This window comes from Nonomuraea sp. NPDC059007 (genome assembly GCF_042740555.1).
In the GTDB taxonomy this organism is placed as follows: Bacteria; Actinomycetota; Actinomycetes; order Streptosporangiales; family Streptosporangiaceae; genus Nonomuraea.
In genome coordinates this window covers 98,700-118,981 of sequence record NZ_JBHYJD010000013.1, presented here as the reverse complement: position 1 = coordinate 118,981, position 20,282 = coordinate 98,700, and the positions used below count along the sequence as shown (strand labels likewise).

Annotated in this window: 19 protein-coding genes; 13 read left to right on the top strand and 6 right to left on the bottom strand. The window is 71.8% G+C overall.

The genetic code is table 11. The annotated features are described in order from the left end of the window. The first annotated feature begins 74 nt into the window (after positions 1 to 74). The 5 genes from aceB to ACFWY5_RS22920 all read left to right on the top strand — a co-directional run bounded on the left by aceB (position 75) and on the right by ACFWY5_RS22920 (position 6,323). The gene (gene aceB / locus ACFWY5_RS22940) at positions 75 to 1,652 is read left to right on the top strand and encodes a malate synthase A (protein ID WP_379634144.1); all 1,578 of its coding nucleotides are present in this window, start codon (positions 75 to 77) and stop codon (positions 1,650 to 1,652) included. Continuing rightward, on the top strand, positions 1,649 to 3,097 hold the full coding sequence (locus ACFWY5_RS22935; protein ID WP_379634142.1) for an FAD-binding oxidoreductase: 1,449 nt from the start codon (positions 1,649 to 1,651) through the stop codon (positions 3,095 to 3,097). Before aceB ends, ACFWY5_RS22935 begins: the two co-directional genes overlap by 4 nt. After that, on the top strand, positions 3,097 to 4,251 hold the full coding sequence (locus ACFWY5_RS22930; RefSeq protein ID WP_379634141.1) for an FAD-binding oxidoreductase: 1,155 nt from the start codon (positions 3,097 to 3,099) through the stop codon (positions 4,249 to 4,251). The genes ACFWY5_RS22935 and ACFWY5_RS22930 overlap by 1 nt, the downstream gene beginning before the upstream one ends. A gap of 1 nt (position 4,252) precedes the next feature. After that, complete coding sequence (locus ACFWY5_RS22925; RefSeq protein ID WP_379616543.1) at positions 4,253 to 5,476, top strand: (Fe-S)-binding protein; 1,224 nt, start codon at positions 4,253 to 4,255, stop codon at positions 5,474 to 5,476. A gap of 109 nt (positions 5,477 to 5,585) precedes the next feature. Then, positions 5,586 to 6,323, top strand: a complete 738-nt coding sequence (locus ACFWY5_RS22920; protein WP_379616739.1) for an IclR family transcriptional regulator — start codon at positions 5,586 to 5,588, stop codon at positions 6,321 to 6,323. Positions 6,324 to 6,707: 384 nt separating this feature from the next. Here ACFWY5_RS22920 and ACFWY5_RS22915 read toward each other — a convergent pair whose 3' ends face one another. Then, entirely contained in the window at positions 6,708 to 7,457 is a 750-nt protein-coding gene (locus ACFWY5_RS22915; RefSeq protein ID WP_379634139.1) for a VOC family protein, read from the bottom strand. Here ACFWY5_RS22915 and ACFWY5_RS22910 point away from each other — a divergent pair. The 3 genes from ACFWY5_RS22910 to ACFWY5_RS22900 all read left to right on the top strand — a co-directional run bounded on the left by ACFWY5_RS22910 (position 7,456) and on the right by ACFWY5_RS22900 (position 10,395). After that, positions 7,456 to 8,193, top strand: a complete 738-nt coding sequence (locus ACFWY5_RS22910) for an IclR family transcriptional regulator (RefSeq protein WP_379616540.1) — start codon at positions 7,456 to 7,458, stop codon at positions 8,191 to 8,193. The genes ACFWY5_RS22915 and ACFWY5_RS22910 overlap by 2 nt on opposite strands. Before the next feature lie 3 nt (positions 8,194 to 8,196). Next, the gene (locus ACFWY5_RS22905) at positions 8,197 to 8,409 is read left to right on the top strand and encodes a DUF2277 domain-containing protein (RefSeq protein ID WP_184966672.1); all 213 of its coding nucleotides are present in this window, start codon (positions 8,197 to 8,199) and stop codon (positions 8,407 to 8,409) included. A 72-nt stretch (positions 8,410 to 8,481) separates the two neighbouring features. After that, on the top strand, positions 8,482 to 10,395 hold the full coding sequence (locus ACFWY5_RS22900) for a hypothetical protein (RefSeq protein ID WP_379634136.1): 1,914 nt from the start codon (positions 8,482 to 8,484) through the stop codon (positions 10,393 to 10,395). On the opposite strand, the gene ACFWY5_RS22895 is transcribed toward ACFWY5_RS22900, so the two are convergent. Further along, a complete protein-coding gene (locus ACFWY5_RS22895) occupies positions 10,392 to 10,832 on the bottom strand; it encodes a hypothetical protein (protein WP_379616534.1) in 441 nt (146 codons plus the stop codon). The two genes, ACFWY5_RS22900 and ACFWY5_RS22895, sit on opposite strands and share 4 nt — an antisense overlap. 50 nt (positions 10,833 to 10,882) lie before the next feature. Here ACFWY5_RS22895 and ACFWY5_RS22890 point away from each other — a divergent pair, with 50 nt between their 5' ends. The 3 genes from ACFWY5_RS22890 to ACFWY5_RS22880 are packed head-to-tail and all read left to right on the top strand — an operon-like array spanning position 10,883 to position 13,144. After that, complete coding sequence (locus ACFWY5_RS22890; RefSeq protein WP_379616532.1) at positions 10,883 to 11,563, top strand: response regulator transcription factor; 681 nt, start codon at positions 10,883 to 10,885, stop codon at positions 11,561 to 11,563. Beyond that, on the top strand, positions 11,560 to 12,798 hold the full coding sequence (locus ACFWY5_RS22885) for a sensor histidine kinase (RefSeq protein ID WP_379634134.1): 1,239 nt from the start codon (positions 11,560 to 11,562) through the stop codon (positions 12,796 to 12,798). Before ACFWY5_RS22890 ends, ACFWY5_RS22885 begins: the two co-directional genes overlap by 4 nt. 46 nt (positions 12,799 to 12,844) lie before the next feature. Next, positions 12,845 to 13,144, top strand: coding sequence for a PepSY domain-containing protein (locus tag ACFWY5_RS22880; protein ID WP_379634132.1), 300 nt, complete (start codon positions 12,845 to 12,847; stop codon positions 13,142 to 13,144). A gap of 3 nt (positions 13,145 to 13,147) precedes the next feature. Here the strand turns inward: ACFWY5_RS22880 and ACFWY5_RS22875 are convergent, their stop codons facing one another. Further along, a complete protein-coding gene (locus tag ACFWY5_RS22875; protein WP_379616526.1) occupies positions 13,148 to 13,819 on the bottom strand; it encodes an HNH endonuclease family protein in 672 nt (223 codons plus the stop codon). Between the two features lie 185 nt (positions 13,820 to 14,004). Here ACFWY5_RS22875 and ACFWY5_RS22870 point away from each other — a divergent pair, with 185 nt between their 5' ends. Then, the gene (locus ACFWY5_RS22870; protein WP_379634129.1) at positions 14,005 to 14,586 is read left to right on the top strand and encodes an RNA polymerase sigma factor; all 582 of its coding nucleotides are present in this window, start codon (positions 14,005 to 14,007) and stop codon (positions 14,584 to 14,586) included. Further along, entirely contained in the window at positions 14,583 to 15,650 is a 1,068-nt protein-coding gene (locus ACFWY5_RS22865; protein ID WP_379634127.1) for a CU044_5270 family protein, read from the top strand. The genes ACFWY5_RS22870 and ACFWY5_RS22865 overlap by 4 nt, the downstream gene beginning before the upstream one ends. On the opposite strand, the gene ACFWY5_RS22860 is transcribed toward ACFWY5_RS22865, so the two are convergent. Genes ACFWY5_RS22860 through ACFWY5_RS22850 form a run of 3 tightly spaced genes read right to left on the bottom strand, consistent with a single transcriptional unit; the run spans position 15,610 to position 20,140 of the window. Continuing rightward, positions 15,610 to 18,702, bottom strand: a complete 3,093-nt coding sequence (locus tag ACFWY5_RS22860) for a 2Fe-2S iron-sulfur cluster-binding protein (protein WP_379634125.1) — start codon at positions 18,700 to 18,702, stop codon at positions 15,610 to 15,612. The two genes, ACFWY5_RS22865 and ACFWY5_RS22860, sit on opposite strands and share 41 nt — an antisense overlap. Then, positions 18,699 to 18,938 carry a sarcosine oxidase subunit delta gene (locus ACFWY5_RS22855; RefSeq protein WP_379634123.1) on the bottom strand — a complete coding sequence of 80 codons (240 nt, stop codon included), beginning with the start codon at positions 18,936 to 18,938 and terminating at the stop codon, positions 18,699 to 18,701. Before ACFWY5_RS22855 ends, ACFWY5_RS22860 begins: the two co-directional genes overlap by 4 nt. Further along, positions 18,938 to 20,140: a sarcosine oxidase subunit beta family protein gene (locus tag ACFWY5_RS22850; RefSeq protein WP_379616516.1), complete on the bottom strand. Its 1,203-nt coding sequence runs from the start codon at positions 20,138 to 20,140 to the stop codon at positions 18,938 to 18,940. The genes ACFWY5_RS22855 and ACFWY5_RS22850 overlap by 1 nt, the downstream gene beginning before the upstream one ends. Positions 20,141 to 20,282: the final 142 nt, after the last annotated feature.

Sequence of the window (20,282 nt, the reverse complement as noted above, 5' to 3'; positions counted from 1 at the left end):
CGACCCCTCATGAAGTAGCTTCGCTTCCATAATCCAGAACAGGTTTTCCACGGCATGGAAAGGGGTTTCGGCCCATGGAGATCACCGGCCCGATGCTCGACCGGTTCGACGAGGTTCTTACCCCGGAGGCGCTCGACTTCGTGGCAGCGCTCCATCGGCGTTTCGACGCCCGCCGCCTGGAACTCCTGGAGGCCAGGCAGACGCGGCAGGCCGAGCTGTCGGCGGGCGGCACGCTCGACTTCCTGCCCGAGACGAAGGCGATCAGGGAGGGCGAGTGGCAGGTTTCCGCGCCCGCCCCCGGCCTTGAGGACCGCCGCGTCGAGATCACCGGCCCGGTCGACCAGAAGATGACCATCAACGCGCTCAACTCCGGCGCAAAGGTCTGGCTGGCCGACTTCGAGGACGCCAACGCGCCGCTGTGGGACAACTGCGTCGCCGGCCAGCTCAACCTGCGCAACGCCCTCGACCGCGCCATCGACTTCGAGACCGGCGGCAAGAGTTACTCGCTCAGGCCCGACGACGAGCTCGCCACGATCGTGGTCCGCCCGCGCGGCTGGCATCTCAACGAGAAGCACGCCCTGGTCGACGGCCAGGAGGTCGCCGCCTCGCTCTTCGACTTCGGCCTCTACTTCTTCCACTGCGCGCGGCGCCAGCTCGCCAAGGGCAAGGGCCCGTACTTCTACCTGCCGAAGATGGAGTCCCACCTTGAGGCGCGCCTGTGGAACGACGTCTTCGTCCACGCCCAGGACACGCTCGGCATCCCCCAGGGCACGATCCGGGCGACCGTCCTGATCGAGACGTACCCGGCCGCGTTCGAGATGGAGGAGATCCTGTACGAGCTGCGCGAGCACTCGGCCGGTCTCAACGCGGGCCGCTGGGACTACCTCTTCAGCGTGATCAAGAAGTTCCGCACGCGTGGCCGCGAGTTCCTGCTGCCCGAGCGCAACGCGGTGACGATGACCGCCCCATTCATGCGCGCGTACACCGAACTGCTGGTGCGCACCTGCCACAAGCGCGGCGCGCACGCGATCGGCGGCATGGCCGCGTTCATCCCGAGCCGCCGCGACCCCGAGGTCAACGCGGTCGCGCTGGAGAAGGTGCGCGCGGACAAGACCCGCGAGTCCGGCGACGGCTTCGACGGCTCGTGGGTGGCCCACCCCGACCTGGTGCCGATCTGCCGTGAGGTCTTCGACGGCGTGCTCGGCGAGCGTCCCAACCAGCTCGACCGCACCCGCGAGGACGTGCGGGTCAGCGCCGAGGACCTGCTCAGCGTCTCGGCCACCCCCGGCGGCATCACCGAGACCGGGCTGCGCAACAACGTGGACGTCGCCCTGCGCTACCTGGCCGCCTGGATGGGCGGGCTCGGCGCGGTCGCGATCCACAACCTCATGGAGGACGCCGCCACCGCCGAGATCTCCCGTTCGCAGATCTGGCAGTGGATCCACAACGGCATCGCGCTGGCCGACACCGGCGAGACGGTCACGAAGGAGCTGGTCGAGCGGATCATCGCCGACGAACTCGCCAAGATCGCGAAGGAGCCCGGCTACGACGCCGAGCGCTACGCCCAGGCCGAGGCGCTCTTCAAGGAGGTCGCGCTCGACGATGATTTCGCGGAGTTCCTCACACTTCCGGCTTATGCTCGCATGCCATGACCCCTTTGGCGGAGTTCATCACGGCGCTGCACGGGGTGGCCTCGGGTGAGGGCGAGGTCATCACCGACCCGGTACGCCTGCGCACCTACGAGTGCGACGGCCTGACCTACCACCGGGCCACCCCCGGCGTCGTGGTGCTCGCCGAGTCCGCCGAGCAGATCGCCGCGATCGTCAAACTCTGCAACAGGTACGGCGTGCCGTTCGTCGCCCGGGGATCGGGCACGGGCCTGTCCGGCGGCGCGCTGCCCAGGACCGACGGCGTGCTCATCGTCACCTCGAAGATGCGGCGCATCCTGGAGATCGACCTGCCCAACCGGCGCGCGGTCGTCGAGCCGGGCGTCACCAACCTGGCGATCACCGAGGCGGTGCGCGAGCAGGGCTACTACTACGCCCCCGACCCCTCCAGCCAGCAGATCTGCTCCATCGGCGGCAACGTGGCCGAGAACTCCGGCGGCGCCCACTGCCTGAAGTACGGCTTCACCGTCAACCACGTCGAGGCCTGCGAGATCGTCACCCCCGACGGGGACATCGTGGTGCTTGACCGGATGGATCCGGGTTACGACCTGCTCGGGGCCTTCGTGGGCTCGGAGGGCACGCTGGGCATCGCCACCAAGGTGACGGTGCGGCTCAGCCGTACACCTGAGGCGGTGACGACGGTGCTGGCCGCCTTCGCGAGCATCGAGCAGGGCGGCCAGGCCGTGTCGGCGATCATCTCGGCGGGGATCGTCCCGGCGGCCATCGAGATGATGGACGCGCTGTCGATCGAGGCGGCCGAGGCGGCGGTGGCCTGCGCCTATCCCGAGGGGGCGGGCGCGGTGCTGATCGTGGAGCTGGACGGTCCCGCCGAGGCGGTCGAGCGGCAGTTCGCGCAGCTCACGGAGATCTGCGCGCAGGCGTTCGAGCTGCGGGTGGCGGCCGATCCGGCCGAGCGGGCGGCGATCTGGAAGGGGCGCAAGTCGGCGTTCGCGGCGGTGGGGCGGATCAGCCCGGCGTACATCGTGCAGGACGGCGTGGTGCCACGGACGAGCCTGCCCGCGGTGCTGGCGAGCATCGACCGGCTGTCCGCCGAATACGGGATCAAGGTGGCGAACGTCTTCCACGCCGGGGACGGGAACCTGCATCCGCTGGTGCTGTTCGACGACGCGGAGCCGGGGGCGGGCGAGCGCGCCGAGACGGTGTCGGGCAAGATCCTCGATCTGTGCATCGAGAACGGCGGATCGATCACGGGTGAGCACGGGGTCGGGGTGGACAAGTCCCGATATATGCCGAGGATGTTCTCCGACGACGATCTCGACACCATGCAACTCGTCCGCTGCGCCTTCGACCCGGGGAACCTGTCGAACCCCGGCAAGGTCTTCCCCACGCCGCGGCTCTGCGGCGAGGTGCCAGGCGTGCGGAAGGGCGTGCATCCCCTGGTCGAGTCGGGGAAGGCGGAGCAGTTCTGATGACGGAGAAGGCACTCGAGAAGAGCGGCGTCACCCTGCGCGAGGCCGGTCCGCTCGACGCCGTCGGCGACGTGACGCCCGCCTACGTCGCGCTGCCGGAGTCCGTGGAGGAGATCTCCGCGCTGCTGAGCGCCTGCGCCGAGGCCGACCTCGCCGCCGTGCCCGTCGGCGGCGGCACCAAGCTCGACTGGGGCGCGCCGCCCGAGCGCTGCGACGTGCTGATCGACACCTGCTGCATGAACCAGATCATCGAACACGCCGCCGGCGACCTCGTCGTCCGCGCGCAGGCCGGGGTGACGCTGGAGGCGCTCGCCGACCGGCTCGCGGCGCAGGGCCAGGAGCTCGTCTACGACGGCCCCTTCCGCGACGAGGCCACCGTCGGCGGGCTGCTCGCCGCCGGGACCGCCGGCCCCCGCTCCTTCCGGTACGGCACGCCGCGCGACCTCCTGATCGGCATCACCGTCGTCCTGGCCGACGGCACGATCGCCAGGTCCGGCGGCAAGGTCGTCAAGAACGTCGCCGGCTACGACCTCGGCAAGCTCTTCACCGGCTCGTTCGGGACGCTCGGGGTGATCGCCGAGGCCACCTTCCGCCTGCATCCGCTGCCCGCCGAGCGCGCGTGGGTCCAGGCGCGCGTGGCCCCGTCGCAGGTCCAGGAGGCCGCGGTACGGCTGGCCGCCGCGCAGGCCGAGCCCGCGGCGGTCGAACTCGACTGGCCGGACCCTTCCGGACCGGTCACGCTGGCCGCCCTGGTCGAAGGCGCCTCCGCCGCCCCGCGCGCACGGACACTTCTGGAGGAGGTCACCTCCTCGATGCCCGGCTGGTGGGGTACGGCCGGCGAGGGCGAGTCGCTGGCCGAGGTGCGTTGCCTGCCCGATCGGGTCGGTGGCGTTCTGGACGTTTTGGCGGGAACGGGGCTGGCGCTGCGCGGGTCTCCCGTCTCCGGCCGGTTCTTTCTCTGGGGGGACGGGGCCGGGTTCGGGCCCGCCGTCGCCGGGCTGCGGGAGGCGGGGGCGCGGGTCGGCGTGCTGGCTTCGCCGTACCGGATGGACCGGTGGGGTGAGGTGTCCGCGCTGCCGCTGATGCGGCGGGTGAAGGAGCGGTTCGATCCCGGGCGCAGGATGTCCCCCGGCCGGTTCGTGGGAGGGATCTAGCATGGACCCGAAGCTGATCAAGGACTGCGTGCACTGCGGGTTCTGCCTGCCGACCTGCCCGACCTACGTGTTGTGGGGCGAGGAGATGGATTCTCCGCGCGGGCGGATCCACCTCATGAAGCAGCACACCGACGGCACACCGGTCACACCCGAGATGGCCGGGCATTTCGACGCGTGCCTCGGGTGCATGGCGTGTGTGACCGCGTGCCCGTCCGGGGTGAAGTACGACCGGCTGATCGAGCAGACGCGCGCCGAGGTCGAACGCGTGCACGTGCGCGACCCGCGCGAGCGTGCGGTGCGGGGGATCGTCTTCAGCCTGTTCCCCTATCCGCGGCGGTTGCGGCTGTTGCGTCCTGGTATCGGGCTGGCTGAGCGGATGGCGCCCTTCCTGGAGCGTGTGCACCCCAGCCTCGGCGCCATGGCCGCCCTCGCGCCCCGGGTCACCCGCCGCCAGCGCCTGCCGCGCCGTGTCCGTGCCCGGGGGCCGCGCCGGGCCGTCGTCGGCATGCTCACCGGGTGCGTACAGGGTGAGTTCTTCCCGCAGGTGAACGCGGCGACCGCGCGCGTGCTCGCGCTGGAGGGCTGCGAGGTCGTGATCCCGCCCGGCCAGGGCTGCTGCGGGGCCCTCAGCGTGCACTCCGGCCGCGAAGACCAGGCCCGCCGCTTCGCCAGACGCACCATCCGCACCTTCGAACGCGCCGGCGTCACCACCGTCGTCGTCAACGCCGCCGGCTGCGGCTCCTCCATGAAGGAGTACGGCGAACTGCTCGCCGACCGGCCCGACTGGGCGGCCAGGGCCCGCGCCATCAGGACCGTCGACCTGGCCGAATGGCTCGCCGAACTGGGCCCCGCCGCCACCCGCCACCCCCTGCCCCTGACCATCGCCTACCACGACGCCTGCCACCTCGCCCACGCCCAGGGCATCCGGGCCGAGCCGCGCGCGCTCCTGTCGGCCATCCCCGGCCTGTCGGTGCGCGAGGTGCCGGACGCGGCGATCTGCTGCGGCTCGGCGGGCACGTACAACATCTTCCAGCCCGAAGCCGCCCGCGACCTGGGCGACCGCAAGGCCAAGTCGGTGGCGTCGACCGGGGCCGAGGTGCTGGTGTCGGCCAATCCGGGATGCACGATGCAGATCGCCTCGGCGATGACGCGGGCGGGGGGCTCGATCCGCGTCGCCCACACGGCCGAGGTTCTCGACGCGTCCCTACGCGGCGTCCCCCTGTGAGCCCGCCATGCCTGCCGTACCGGGGCCGGGTTGGTCTGGAGGTGGGTGGAACGGGAGTAAGTTGCCCGGGGAGCCGGGTGGGGAGCGAGTCGGGGGTGAGCGGGTGAGCGTGCAGTCGGTCGATCGGGCGCTCGACGTGCTGGAGGCGCTGGCCGAGCACGGCGGCGAAGCCGGTCTGTCGGAGATCGCGGCCAGGACGGGCCTGCCGTACGGGACGATCCACCGCCTGTTGCAGACCCTGCTGTCACGCGGCTACGTGCGGCAGGAGTCCGACCGGCGCTACGCCCTCGGTGGCGGGCTGGTACGGCTGGGCGGCGTCGCCGAGCGGATGGTCGGGGTGTGGGCGCAGCCGTACCTGACGAGGATGGTCGAGCTGTCCGGTGAGACGGCGAACCTGGCCGTGCTGGAGGGCGACTTCATCGTCTACGTGGCGCAGGTGCCGTCGCCGCGGCGGCTGCGGATGTTCGCCGAGGTCGGGCGGCGGGTGCTGCCGCACAGCACGGCCGTCGGCAAGGTACTGCTCGCCGACCGGGCCACCGACGAGGCCCTCAGCCTGTTCGAGCGCACCGGCATGCCCCGCAAGACCGCCAACACCATCACCGACCCGCAGGCGATGCTCGCCGAACTGGACCGGGTCCGCGTCCGCGGCTACGCGATGGACCTGGGCGAGGAGGAGCTGGGCGTGCACTGCCTGGCGGTACCGGTACAGGACGGCAACCGCGTGGTGGCCGCCATGTCGGTATCCGGCCCGGCCGAACGCATCGACGCCCTGGACCGGGACGAACTCGCCACCGGCATGCGCAAGATCGCCACCGCCTTCGGCGCAGAACTCAGCCCCACCCCCTGACCCCCATCCCGGGACCCGCATCGGGGTAACACCCCGAACCCAACCGGACAGCCACCGCGACCCCGGCCACTCCACAAGCGCGCCAGACGAACAGCCACGTCACTCCGCGAACGCACCACACACGCGGGCGCGAGGACCCCGCATGCGTCACCGACAGACACGGGCGACCACCATCGACCTGACGCGCTGGCCGACCCCACACGCGTGCCGCCAACGGCGCGGCACGGCGCAGCGCCGGGGCGGGACGGCGCGGTGACGGCGGCACGCCGCGAGGCGACGCGGCGCGGGGCAGCGCCGGGGAACGGTCCGCAGGGCGGCACGGTGCGGGGCCGGGGGCGGGTGCCTTCCGGGCGGGAGCCCACGGGGCAGCGGGTGGGGTTGTGGTTAGGTGGGGGTGATGGCGGTGAAGGGGATGCCGGTGGGGTCGCCGATGATGGCCAGGCGGCCGTGGGGGGAGGCCACGGGGCCATGGCCCACGGTGCCGCCCAGGTCTTCGGCCAACGAGGCCACGGAGTCCACGTCCGCCACCGCGAAGTACGTCATCCAGTGCTCGGGGACGCCGGCCCACTCGGCGTCGTTCATCTCCAGGCGGCCCGCCACCGGCCGGCCGCCGGAGTGCCACAACGTGTAGTCGCCGGCCGCCGGATGCGGGTCGTAGGACAGGACGGCGGTGTAGAAGGCGTCGATCCGCTCGCCGTCCCGGGTGTTGAGGTCGAGCCAGTGCACGCCGCCGCCCGTGAACTCCCTCGGCTGCCACAGCACGAACGGGGTCCCGGCCGGGTCGGCGGCCCGGGCGTAGTGGCCGTGGCCGGGGACGTCGAAGGGTTCTTCCAGGAGGGTGCCGCCGGCGGCCGGGACCCTGGCCGCGGCCGCGGCGAGGTCGGGGGTGGTCAGATAGACCTCCCACGCCTCTCCCGGGGCCTGCGTGATCTGGGCGACGGGGCGGGTGCCGTCCAGGCACACGGCCCAGGCGCCGCGCTCGTCGAAGGTCCAGCCGAACAGGCCGCCGTAGAAGCGCTTGGCCGCGGCGGCGTCGGGTGTCAGCAGTTGCACCCAGCAGGGTGTGCCTTCCGAGAACTCCATGAGCGAGAGCTTCCCACCCGGCACCGACAGAACCCAGTAGTGTTGCGTCATGAGCAACAGCTCGGTGCAGTCGGTGGATCGGGCGATCGCGATCCTGGAGATTCTCGCCAGCAAGGGCGCCACCCGGGTGACGGACCTGGCCGTGGAGCTGGACGTGCACAAGTCCACCGCGTTCCGCCTGCTCAACGCCCTCGAACAGGGCGGCCTGGTCGAGCAGAGCGGCGATCGCGGGCGCTACCGGCTCGGGTTCGGGGTGGTCAGGCTGGCCGGGGCGGCCACCGCGCAGCTCGACCTGTCCAAGGAGAGCCGGGAGGTCTGCCGCCGCCTGGCCGAGGACGTCGGCGAGACGGTCAACCTCGCGGTCCCCCAGGACGGCCACGCCGTCAACATCAGCCAGGTACGCGGCCCGTCGGCCATCAGCGGACACAACTGGGTGGGCCAGCGCACCCCCTCCCACGCCACCTCCAGCGGCAAGGTCCTGCTGGCCTTCGGCGCGCTGCCGCTCCCCCGCGACCTGGAGCGCTACACGCCCGCCACGATCGTCACGGTCGAGGGCCTCGCCCTGGCCGAGATCAGGGAGCGCGGCTGGGCGGGCACGGTCGAGGAGCTGGAGCTGGGCCTGAACGCGGTGGCGGCGCCGGTGCGCGGCTCGGACGGTTCGGTGGTGGCCGCGGTCAGCGCGTCGGGACCGTCGTACCGGCTGACGGCCGAGCGCCTGCCGGAGGTCGGCGCGATCCTGGCGGCGGGTGCCCGCGAGATCAGTCAGCGCATCGGCTATTACCGTTGAGGCATGTGTAGAAGCATCAAGACGCTGCGCCCGCCGTACACCGAAGACGTGACCGAGGAGGACGTGCGGGCCGCGGCGCTGCAGTTCGTGCGCAAGATCTCGGGATTTCGCGCGCCCGCCGCACACAACGCGGAGGCCTTCGACCGCGCGGTGGAGTCGATCACCCAGGCCTCCGAGGAACTCCTCAGCTCCCTCCAGGTCCGCGGAGCTCGCTGAAACGGCCTGTTGACAGGCTCCCTCAGCGAGGGGAACGTCCCCGGTGTAACCCCCATCGGGAGGGAGCCCCCCATGATCAGCGGGCTGTACCAGGGCCAGAACGGCGACTCGCGGCTGGAGCTGAGGGTCGACGTCGACGGAGCACGACCCACCGGACGGGTCAGCGGCGATCTGTTCTCGGTGGCCGGGGCGACCACCTCGTACGTGGGCTCCTTCCGCGTCGACCAGCCGAACACCCAGGCCGAGGGCGACAGGACCCGGGTCTGGGGGTCCGGCCGGTTCACCTACAGCGTGCCGACCGCGAGCGTCAGCATCACGGTCACCGACGAGGGCGCGTCCGCGCACGTGGGCGGGGACGACTTCCAGCTCGCCTACGTCTCGCCGTACTTCCGCACCGTCCTTCTGGAGCAGGATTCGGTGGCCGGGACGGCGCCGTTCGTGTCGTACGACACGGGTTCGCTGCCGGGCCCGACCGGCTCGCCCGCGCGTGAGCTCAGCGTGCCCGCCGCCTACGCCGAGGCCGGGATCGAGCTGCGCGTCACCGAGCCGGGCACGGTGCCCACCGGCGGCGAGGGCGCCGACCTGGCCTGGGACGACGCCGAGCTGCATCATGCGATGACAACCCAGTTCAGCCGGTACGGCGACGCCGCCGCCTGGCGGGTCTGGCTGCTGGTGGCCAGCAAGCACGTGGGCGGCTACCGGGGCATCATGTTCGACTACAACGACGGCTTCCAGCGGCAGGGCGCGGCCGTCTTCTACGACGCCATCCAGGGCCAGAGCCCGCAGGCGCAACGCGCCCAGCTCCGCACGTACGTCCACGAGCTGGGCCACGCCTTCAACCTGCTGCACTCCTGGCAGAAGAACCTGGCAACCCCACCCCAGCCGCTGGGCCCGAACGGCGGCTTCGGCGACCTGTCGTGGATGAACTACGTGCAGAACTACCGCCCAGGCGGCGAACAGGGCTACTGGTCGGCCTTCCCGTTCCAGTTCACCGACGTGGAGCTGGTCCATCTGCGCCACGGCTTCTTCCGCGACGTCGCGATGGGCGCCAACGCGTTCGGCACCGGCGCCGCCGAGATCGACCCGTTCGAGCAGCCCGTCATGGACCAGTCGGGGCTGCGGCTGGAGCTGCGGGCCAAGGAGTCGTTCGGCTTCGGCGAGCCGGTCGTCGTGGAGCTGAAGCTGGGCGTCACGGGCGAGGCGCGGACCACGCACAGCCACCTGCACCCGGACACGGAGTTCACGCAGGTCTGCATCACGCAGCCCGGCGGCCGCACGGTCGTGTACCGCCCGATGATGCGCCACTGCGTGGACGCCTCGCCGGACATCCGCCTCGACGAGAACAACCCGGCCGTCTACCGCAGCGCGTACATCGGCCACGGCCGTGACGGCCACTACTTCCAGCAGCCGGGCGAGTACCAGGTGCGCGCCCAGTACATCGCGGGCGACGGCTCGCGCATCGTCTCCAACGTCTGCGCGGTCAGGGTCGGCTACCCGGTCTCCGCCGACGACCACCGGGTGGCCGAGCTGATGCTGGGCGAGGAGCAGGGCAAGCTGTTCTCACTGCTCGGCTCCGACTCTCCGGCGCTGCGCTCGGGCAACGACGCGCTGGACGAGGTGATCTCCCGATACGGCTCGCACCCCCTGTCCGTCTACGCCCGGATGGTGAAGGGGCTCAACGCGGGGCGGGAGTTCAAGGACCTGACCCCGGCCAAGAACCTGCGCATCCGCCCGCCGGACACCAAGGAGAGCATCGAGCAGCTCGGCGTGGTCGTCAGGGACGCCTCGATCGACAACATCACGCTCAACATGGTCATGCGGCGCCTGGCCCGCGCCGAGGCCCGCCAGGGCGACCTGGCCCAGGCCCACGCGGTCATGGACACGATGATCGCGACCTTCGAGGCCAAGAACCTGAACCCGGTCGTGATGCGCCAGATCCGCCGCCAGGCGGAACTGACCAAGGCGGCGCTGAGCGCGGAAGGCTAGATGACCGGCCGGCCGTTCTGGCAGCGGACCACGACCTCGACGTCCTCGCCTTCCTCCCGGTCGAACTCGACCTTCAGGGAGGAGGCGGGGCCGGGCTCGGGGTCGTCGACGGAGTAGCCCTGGGAGGGGCTCCAGTTGCGGAGGCTGACCTGCCCGGCCGAGCAGGTGGCGATGACGGTGCCGCCCCGCGTCTTGATCACCTTGCCCACGGGAGCACCGCCGCCGGTCGGCGCCGTGGACGGGGAGGCGCCGGGGTCCGTCGGAGAGCCGGTGGGGTTGGCCGACGGGAGGGTGGCGAGCGCGGAGCGGGCTTCCGCCTGCGTCATGACATTTCCGGACTGGCCGGTGAGGACGCCGCCCAGGAGCCCGAGCACCGCCACCGCCACCCCGGCAGCGGCCAGCGCGGTCACCGCCCATGCCAGCATCAGTCTCTTCACGGCCCCACACTCCCCCAACCAGGTCTAACGCCAGGTTAACGTGGAGTTATATGGCCTCCATCCTCCTCATCGAGGACGACGTGACCATCCGCACCGCCCTGACCAGGGGTTTGCGCGAGCTGGGTCACGCCGTCTCATCCTCGTCCACCGCCCTCGACGGCCTGCGCCTGGCCGTGCAGGACCGCCCCGACCTGGTCGTGCTCGACCTCGGCCTGCCCGACCTCGACGGCCTGGAGCTGCTGCGCATGCTGCGCTCGGTCAGCCAGGTGCCGGTGATCGTGGCCACGGCGCGCGACGGCGACGCCGAGATGGTCCCGGTCCTCGACGCGGGCGCCGACGACTACGTGGTCAAGCCGTTCAGCGCCGCCCAGCTCAACGCCCGGGTCAAGGCGGTGCTGCGCCGTACCGCGGAAGATCGCCCTGACGCGTCGGTGAAGGTCGGCGGGCTGAGCGTCGATCCGCGCTCGCGGGTGGCGGCGCTCGACGGGACACCGCTGGACCTGACGCCGCGGGAGTTCGACGTGCTGCACTACCTGGCCGCCCGCGCGGGCGAAGTGGTCTCGAAGCGAGAGCTGCTCACGGAGGTCTGGCAGCTCCCGTACGGCGGCGCCGACAAGACCGTCGACGTCCACCTGTCGTGGCTGCGCAGAAAGCTCGGCGAGACCGCCTCGGAACCCCGCTACCTCCACACCGTCCGGGGCGTCGGCGTCAAGCTGGTCGGGCCCGCGTGAGGCGCTGGCTGGGGCTGCTGGTGGCGGCCACGACGTCGGTGGTGCTGATCGCGCTGCTGGTGCCGATGGCGCTGCTGATCCGCTCGGTGGCCGAGAACGGCGCCATGGCGCGGGCCACCAGCGCGGCCGAGTCGGTGGTCGTGGCCGTGGGCACGCCGGACCTGGAGCTGGCGGTCGAGCGGGTGCCCGCGCCCGTGTCGGTGTTCCTGCCGGACGGGCGGGTCGTGGGCGCGCGAGCGCGGGAGTCGGACGCGGTCCGGCTGGCGCGCGCGGGGCGCAGCGTGACCGCGGAGGCGGCGGGCGGCAGGGAGGTCCTGGTCTCGGTCAGGTCCGCGCAGGGCCCGGTGGTGATCCGGGTGTTCGTGAGCGACGCGGAGCTGTTCGCGGGTGTGCGGGAGGCGTGGCTGGCGCTGTTGTTGCTCGGGCTCGCGCTGGTGGTGCTGGGGATCGTGCTGGCCGACCGGCTGGCGGTGCGGGTGACGCGGCCGGTGGACGAGCTGGCGCGGGTCTCCCACCGGCTGGCGGGAGGCGACCTGGAGGCGCGGGCGGAGCCGGGCGGGCCGCCCGAGGTGGAGTCGGTGGGCCTGGCGCTCAACCACCTGGCGGGCCGGATCGGCGACCTGCTCGCCAGTGAGCGCGAGTCGGTGGCGGACCTGTCGCACCGCCTGCGCACGCCGCTGACCGGCCTGCGCCTGGACGCCGAGTCGCTGCGCGACCCGGAGGAGGCGGCCCGCATCGGCGAGCGCGCCGACGCCCTGGAACGCGCGGTGAACGCCGTCATCACCGAGGCCCGCGGCCGCACCGGCGTCCGGCCGCCGCAGGCCTCGTGCGACGCGACGGCGGTGGTGGGCGATCGGGTGCGGTTCTGGGCGGTGCTGGCCGAGGATCAGGAGCGCGCCCTCACGGTCGAGCTGCCCGGCGGGCCGCTGGAGGTCGCGGTGGGCGCGGCCGAGCTGGCGGCGTGCGTGGACGCGCTGCTGGGCAACGTCTTCGCCCACACCCCCGAGGGGGTCGCCTTCTCCGTACGGCTGGCGCCGCACGAGAAGGGCGCCGCCCTGACCGTCGCCGACGAGGGCCCCGGGTTCCCACCCGAACTGCAGGAACGCGGCTCAAGTGCGGGCGGCTCCACCGGGCTGGGCCTGGACATCGCCCGCCGTACGGCCGAGTCGTCGGGTGGCGCGATGACGGTGTCGAGGGCCGCGGTCGAGCTGATACTCGGGTTAACCCAGCCTTAGGGTTGCCACAGCGCGGCTTTACCGTTGATCGCGCTTTTCTTGACCCATGAACATCACCAAGAAGATCGTCATCGCCGGCGCCGGCGCCGTGGTCCTGCTCGCGGGCGGCGGCGTCGCCTACGCCTCGGTCAACGCGCCCGTCGCCCCGAAGGTCGGGGTCGAGCAGGCCATCGACATCGCCAAGAAGCAGGTCCCCGGCGCCTGGGTGCGCTCGGTCGACCACGACGACGACGGCACCTGGGACGTCGAGCTGATCAAGGGCGGCACCGAGCACGAGCTGGAGCTTGACTCGGCCAGCGGCAAGGTGCTCAAGAACAGGACCGAGAAGGCCGACGACGACGACTGATCCTCAGCACCCGTCGAGTACGCGCTCCATGGCCTCTTTCTCCGCGGCCGTCACCCAGAGCGCGTACTTGACCTTCACGTCGATCTGCCGCGCGATGTAGGCGCACCGGTAGCCCTTGCGCGGCGGCAGCCAGGTGGCCGCGTCGGAGTCGCTCTTCTGGCTGTTGAGCGGCCCGTCGACGGCCATGAGGTTGAGCGGGTCGTTGGCGAACTCCCGGCGCTTGCCGTCCGCCCACTGCTGGGCGCCCTTCTGCCAGGCGTCGGACAGCGGGATCACGTGGTCGATCTGCACGGCCATGCTGGTGTCGTTGCCGCGCTTGAACTTGATCGTCTTGCCGCTGTAGGGGTCGTCGAGCACGCCCGTGAGCACGATGCAGTCGTGGGTGCCCGCCTTGAACTTCTCCTCGCGCATGTCGCGCTTGAGGATGTCGTTGCGCGTGTCGCAGCCGTTGCGGTCGACGTCGGCCCACGCGGGGCCGAACTTCTCGCGCTCGAAGCCGGTACGCGGCGCCCGCCCCTTGACCGAGAGCTTGTCCAGCTTCTTGCGTGCCTCGCCTGCCTTGACCGGAGTCGTGGACTTGTCGGTCCCCTGCTCCACCCCGGCCTGCAACCCTCCGCACCCGGCGGCCAGCGCCGCGACGACGGCCAGCCCGCCCGCGAGACGACGTACGCGCACCGCAACCTCCATGCCAAGAAATGGTCAAGCGACTCCCCCTAGAGTCTAAACAGGGCAAATTCCTTAATATCCTGATTCAGCCTTTCAAAAGATCTTGGGAACCGAACAGCCGGTGCGGGTGAGAACGGGGTGAAGGGCGCGAACGCGCCCTACGGAAGGAAAGCCCCCATGGAAAGACTCACGCTGTGGTGAGCGCCGCGCTGTCCGGCCGTCCGACGGCCGACGCCGACGCCGCCGTCATCGCGGAGTCGCTGGCCGAGCCCGATCGTTTCGCCCGCATCTTCGACCTGCACGCGGACGAGATCCACCGCTACGCCGCCCGGCGGCTCGGCGCCGACCAGGTGAGCCTGGCCGACGACGTGACCGCCGAGACCTTCCTGGTCGCCTTCCGCAAGCGCCGGCGCTACGACCTCACGCGCCCCGACGCCCGCCCCTGGCTGTACGGCATCGCCGCCAACCTCATCTCCAAGCACCGCCGTACCGAGACCAGGAAGCTCAGGGCGCTCGCCCGCACGGCCGAGCCGGACGGCGAGGCGTTCGAGCAGCGCAGCGTCGACCGGATGGACGCCGAACGGCTCGGCCCCAGCCTGGCCGCCGCCCTGGCCAAGCTCGGCGCGGCCGAGCGGGAACTGCTGTTCCTCGTCACCTGGGCCGAGCTGTCCTACGAGCAGGCGTCGGAGGCGCTGGGCATCCCGGTGGGCACCGTGCGCTCGCGCCTGTCACGCACCCGAGCCAAGATCCGCAGCGCCCTGGAAGGCACACCATGAACGAGTTCGACCAGGTCAACCAGGCACGTCCCGACGTCCCCCCCTACGATCCCGGCACCAAGGCCATGGCCAGGGATCAGCTGGTCGCGGCGGGCAGGAAGCGCCTCGCGTGGCGCAAGCCGTACACCTTCGCCGTGGCGGGAGCGCTCGCGCTCGCGGTCGGCGTGGGCGCGGCCGTGTTCCTGCCCGCCGAGACCCCTCGCGTGAGCCCGCGGCAGAGCGCGCCCGTCGCGCTGCCGAAGATCGCGCTCATGTCGGCGGAGCAGGTGTTCGACCGTGCGGCGGGGGCCGCTGTCGAGGAGCTGGAGCCACGCGACGACCAGTATGTCGTCACCGAGTCGCAGACCATGTTCGCCTCGTATGCGATCGGCGAGAACACGGAGGAGCGCTGGCTGTACCGGACGAAGCGGAAGATCTGGCTCAGGGCCGACGGGAAGCAGGACGCCCAGGGGCGTGACGGCGTGCTCCAGATCGAGAGCATCGACCCGGTCGCCTACCCCGGCTGGGAGATCCCGAAGCAGGCCTACGAGGAGAGGGGCGTCTCGGTCATGCCGCTGACGTCCTGCGGCACGAGGGGCCCGTGGAGCAAGGACTACGCGACGCTCAAGCAGTTGCCCACCGACGCCGAGGCGATGAAGGCGTGGCTGCACAAGACCTTCCCCAGCGATGGCGACAAGCAGGTCGGGCCCGAGTTCGCGGTCTGGGACGGCGCCAGCGAACTGCTGCGTGAGGCGTACATGCCGCCGGCGCAGCGGGCCGCGCTGTTCAAGGCGCTGGGCACGCTGCCCGGCATCACGGTCACCGAGGGGGCCGAGGACGCGGCGGGCCGTAAGGGGCTCGGCGTCGGCGGCGTCTGGCGGGGCCAGCGCTCCGAGCTGATCATCGACGGGGAGAGCTACGCGCTGCTCGGCGAGCGCAGCGTGGTCGTGGACGAGAAGGCGGCGGGCGCGCCGGTCGGCAGCCTGCTGGCCTCCACCGCGCAGCTGAAGGTCTCGGTCTCCGACACCGCGCCGGACGCGCCGGTCACCTCGAAGGAGGACTGCTCCCAGAGCCAGGGTGGCTGAGCGCGTCCAGCAGCCATTCGGCCAGGTAGCCGGTGAAGGACGAGCGCACGTAGACGCGGAAGACGTCCGGGGCGGTCCGTTCCAGGATCACCCCCGCCTTTCCGAGCAGCGTCTGCGCGTATCCGGGGAAGACCGCGGGGTGCAGGTCGATCGGGCAGCCGGTGACCAGCACCTCGACGGCGTCCGGGCCGGACAGCTCCAGCACGGTGCGCTGGCCGGAGACGTCCGTCCAGCCCTCCTGGCCGCTCTCCCCGGTCACCAGCCACCAGGCGGGGCCCAGGCGCAGTCCTTGCCCCGGGTCCTGGCCCCGGACCTCCCACATGCGCACGAACGGCAGCTCGCGCAGCCGTACCCGCTCGGAGCTCGCGGCCAGGAAGCGGTGGGCGAACCGCGCGGCCGGGCTCTCCGGCCGCCACTCCCCCACCGTGCCGACGCGCTCTACCTGGTCGCCGTCGCGGCGGGTGTTGTCCGGGTCGTAGAAGACCGGCTCGACCACCGTGACCGGCACCGTACGCCCGCCCGACACCGCCTCCAGCCGGTCGCCGGGCGCGACGTCGCGCACCATCGCCAGCACGGCGCCGGTGTAACTGGAGGTCACGTGACCCAGCATCTCGCGACCGCCCGGCGCGACGAGCTGCGCCCCTTCCTCCACGAACGCCTCCGGCCGCAGCCCGACCAGGCGCTTGCGGCCCTCGCGTGCGGTGTCGGGGCGCGCGTGCGAGCGCTTGCCGACGTAGTCCGGCTTGCGGCGCGAGACGATCCACGCCATGCCGAGGTCCTGCGGGGTGACGGTCCCGTCGGTCTCCTGCCCGACGATCGCGAAGCCCTTCTCGGCGCGCAGCACGTGCATGGCCTCCGTCCCGTACGGCACCGCCCCCAGGGCCAGCACGCTCTCCCACAACGCGGCGCCGTACCACCAGGGCACGTTGACCTCGTAGGCCAGCTCTCCCGAGAAGCTGATCCTGAACACGCGCCCGTCCACCCCGGCGACCGGCGTCTCCACGCACCGCATGAACGCCAGCTCCGCCGCCTCGGGCGCGAGCGCCGCCACGACCTCGCGCGCCTTGGGCCCCGCCACCGCCACGGTCGCCCAGTGGTCGGTCACCGAGGTGAACCGCACGTCCAGCTCGGGCCACTCGGTCTGATGCCACTCCTCCAGCCAGTCGAGCACGGCGGCGGCGTTGCCCGTCGTGGTCGTCATGAGGAAGTGATCGGGCCCGAGCCTGGCCGTGGTGCCGTCGTCGAAGACCATGCCGTCGGCCTTGCACATCAGCCCGTAGCGGCAGGCGCCCACGGCCAGCGTCGAGTACATGTTGGTGTAGATCCGGTCCAGGAACTCACCGGCTCCGGCGCCCCTGATGTCGATCTTGCCGAGCGTGGAGGCGTCCATGGCGGCCACGCTTGTCCGCGCCGCGCGGCACTCGCGCCGCACCGCCTCGTCCATGTCCTCCTGGCCGAGGGGGAAGTAGCGCGGGCGCTTCCACTGGCCGACGTCCTCGAAGACCGCGCCCCTGGCGAGGTGCGACTCGTGCATGGCGGTGGTCCGCACGGGGTCCGACAGCGCGCCGCGGTCGCGCCCCGCCAGCGTCGCGAAGGACACCGGCGTGTACGGCGGGCGGAACGTCGTCGTCCCCATCTGGCCCGGCGCCGTCCCGAGCAGCGCGGACATGACGCCCACGACCACCGCGCCCGCCGTCTTGCCCTGGTCGGCCCCGGTGCCCGCGGTGGTGTAGCGCTTGACGTGCTCCACCGAGCGCATGCCGGTGCCGGAGGCGCGCTGGAGGTCGGCCACGGTGACGTCGCGGTGGAGGTCGGCGAAGGACGTCGCGGGATCGTCGCCCATCACCCAGAGCGCGGCGGGCGGCCTCCGGGGCGGCTCGTCACTGCTCGGGACATGGTGGCTGTCCCGCTCGGCGAACCCGGTCAGCCCCGCCGCCTGGGAACCGGCGGCGAAGCCGTCCGCGATCGCCTCGGCGGTGCCGTACAGGCCTCTGCACGCCCCGGCCGAGCGCTCGGCCTGCGCCGACAGGTGCGGCACGAACGCCTGCAACTCCTCGTCGAACCGCAGCCTGCCCTGCGACTGGCTGAACAGGTGCACCACCGGGTTCCACCCGCCCGCCACGGCCAGCAGATCGGCCGCGAACCGCCCGCCGCCGCGCGTACGGACGCCGGTGAGCACCCCTTCCGCGTCGGCGGTGGTGCCGGTGATCTCCGCGCCGTCGCGGGCGTCGAGGACCGCGAGCACCTCCACCCCCGCCGCCGCCAGGTCGCGGGCGGCCTCGTGCCCGGAGTCGGCGCAGGTGAAGACCACCGCTCTGGTGCCGGGCCGCGCGCCGTACCTGTTGGCATAGGTACGCGCCGCGGAGGCGAGCATCACGCCGGGACGGTCGTTGTCAGGGAAGGCCAGGGAGCGCTCCTGCGCGCCCGTCGCCAGCACCACGCGGCGCGCCCGCAGATGCCACAGGCGCTCGCCCGAGCCGCGTTTCTCCACCGCGGTCAGGTAGTTGTCGTCGTAGTAGCCGATCGCGGTGGTCCTGGTCAGCACCCGCACCTCGGGCAGCACCGCGAGCTGGTGCGCGACCTCGGCCACCCAGTCGAGGGCGGGCAGGCCGTCCAGCGTGGCCCGGCCGGCGAGCAGGTCGCCGCCCAACGCCGGCTGGTCGTCCACCAGGATGACGCGCGCGCCCGACTCGCCGGCCGCCAGCGCCGCGGCCAGCCCCGCCGGGCCGCCGCCGACCACGAGCACGTCGCAGTGCAGGTAACCCTTGTCGCAGCGGCGCCCGTCCGGCTCGGACAGGTCGACGCGGCCCTTGCCGCGCAGGCTCCACGCGGCCAGGCCCTCGTACAGCTCGACCGTCGTGGCCGCGAGCATGGGGTCGGCGCCCACGCGGACCAGCGCGTTCGGCTCCTCGGGGCCCGCGGAGAAGACGCCGCGCGGGCGGCCCAGGTCGACGCTGCGCCCGACCACGCGCACGCCGTTGCGCAGCAGCGCGGCGGCGAGCGTGTCGCCCGGCCGCCCCTCGTAGGTCCGCTCGTCGAAGGTGAACCTCACGGGTGCGGCCTCATCTCGTGGGTGACGGTGTGGCGGTGCACGGTGAACCAGGTCCGGCAGCCGTGCGCGTGGAACCAGCGCTCGTGGAACCAGCCCTTGGGGTTGTCGCGCATGAACAGGTATCCGGCCCACGCCTCGTCGTCCGCGTCCGGGGTGTAGGTGATCCCGGCCTGGCCGCCGTAGGTGAACTCGTTCTCGTCGCGTGGCCCGCAGTGCGGGCAGTCGATCAGCATCATCAGTGCGCCACCGCCGCGGCTCCGTGCTCGTCGATGAGGGCGCCGGTGGTGAACCGCTCCAGCGCGAAGGGTACGGCCAGCGGATGCGGCTCGTCATGGGCGATCGTGTGGGCGTAGACCCAGCCGGAGCCGGGGGTGGCCTTGAAGCCGCCGGTGCCCCAGCCCGCGTTGACGAACAGGCCGTCGACCGGCGTCCTGCCGATGATCGGGGAGGCGTCGGGCGAGACGTCCACGACGCCGCCCCAGGTGCGCAGCACCCGGACCCGGCTGAAGATCGGGAACAGCTCCAGGGCCGCGGCCATCTGGGCTTCGATGACGTGGAAGGCGCCGCGCTGGCCGTAGGAGTTGTAGGAGTCGATTCCGGCGCCCATGACCAGTTCGCCCTTGTGGGCCTGGCTGACGTAGACATGGACGGCGTTGGACATCACGACGCAGTCGAGGACCGGCTCCAGCAGTTCGGAGACGAGGGCCTGGAGGGGGTGGGACTGCAGCGGCAGCGGGAACCCGGCTTTGGCGGCGAGCACGGAGGTGTGCCCGGCGGCCGCGAGCGCGACCTTCCCGGCCGCGATCCGTCCTCTGGTCGTCTGGACGGCCAAGACCCGATTTTTCACCATTTCGAAGCCTGTGACTTCGATGTTCTGGATGAGGTCTATGCCGTAGGCGTCCGCTTTGCGGGCCAGGGCCCAGGCGACGTGATCGTGCTTGGCGATGCCGCCCCGCCGCTGCAGCGTGGCGCCGAGGACCGGGTAGCGGGCGGAGTCCGAGACGTTGACGACCGGGCAGAACTTCTTGACCTCGTCCGCCTCCAGCCACTCGGCGTCGACGCCGTTGAGGCGGTTGGCGTTGACCCTGCGCCTGCCCTCGCGGACGTCGGCCAGGTTGTGGGCGAGGTTGAGCACACCCCGCTGGCTGAACTGCAGGTCGTAGCCGAGGTCGTCGCTGAGCCCCTCCCAGAGCTTGAGCGAGTGCTCGTAGATGGCGGCGCTCTCGTCCCACAGGTAGTTGGAACGGATGATCGTGGTGTTCCTGGCCATGTTGCCGCCGGCCAGCCAGCCCTTCTCCAGGACGGCCACGTTGGTGATCCCATGGTTCTTGGCCAGGTAGTAGGCGGTGGCCAGCCCATGCCCACCGGCGCCGACGATGACCACGTCGTAGGCGGGCTTCGGCTCAGGATTCCGCCACAGAAACTCAGGATGCCTCACGCCGCCCGCCTCCACCCTTCCCCACCCCACAACAACCCAAGACCCGCCAACCCCTGCTCCGGCCAACCGGGACCCGAAAGCCTCCGCCCCGACCCACCCGAGCCCGTCAGCCTCCGGTCTGTCATACCCCGGACCGACAGCC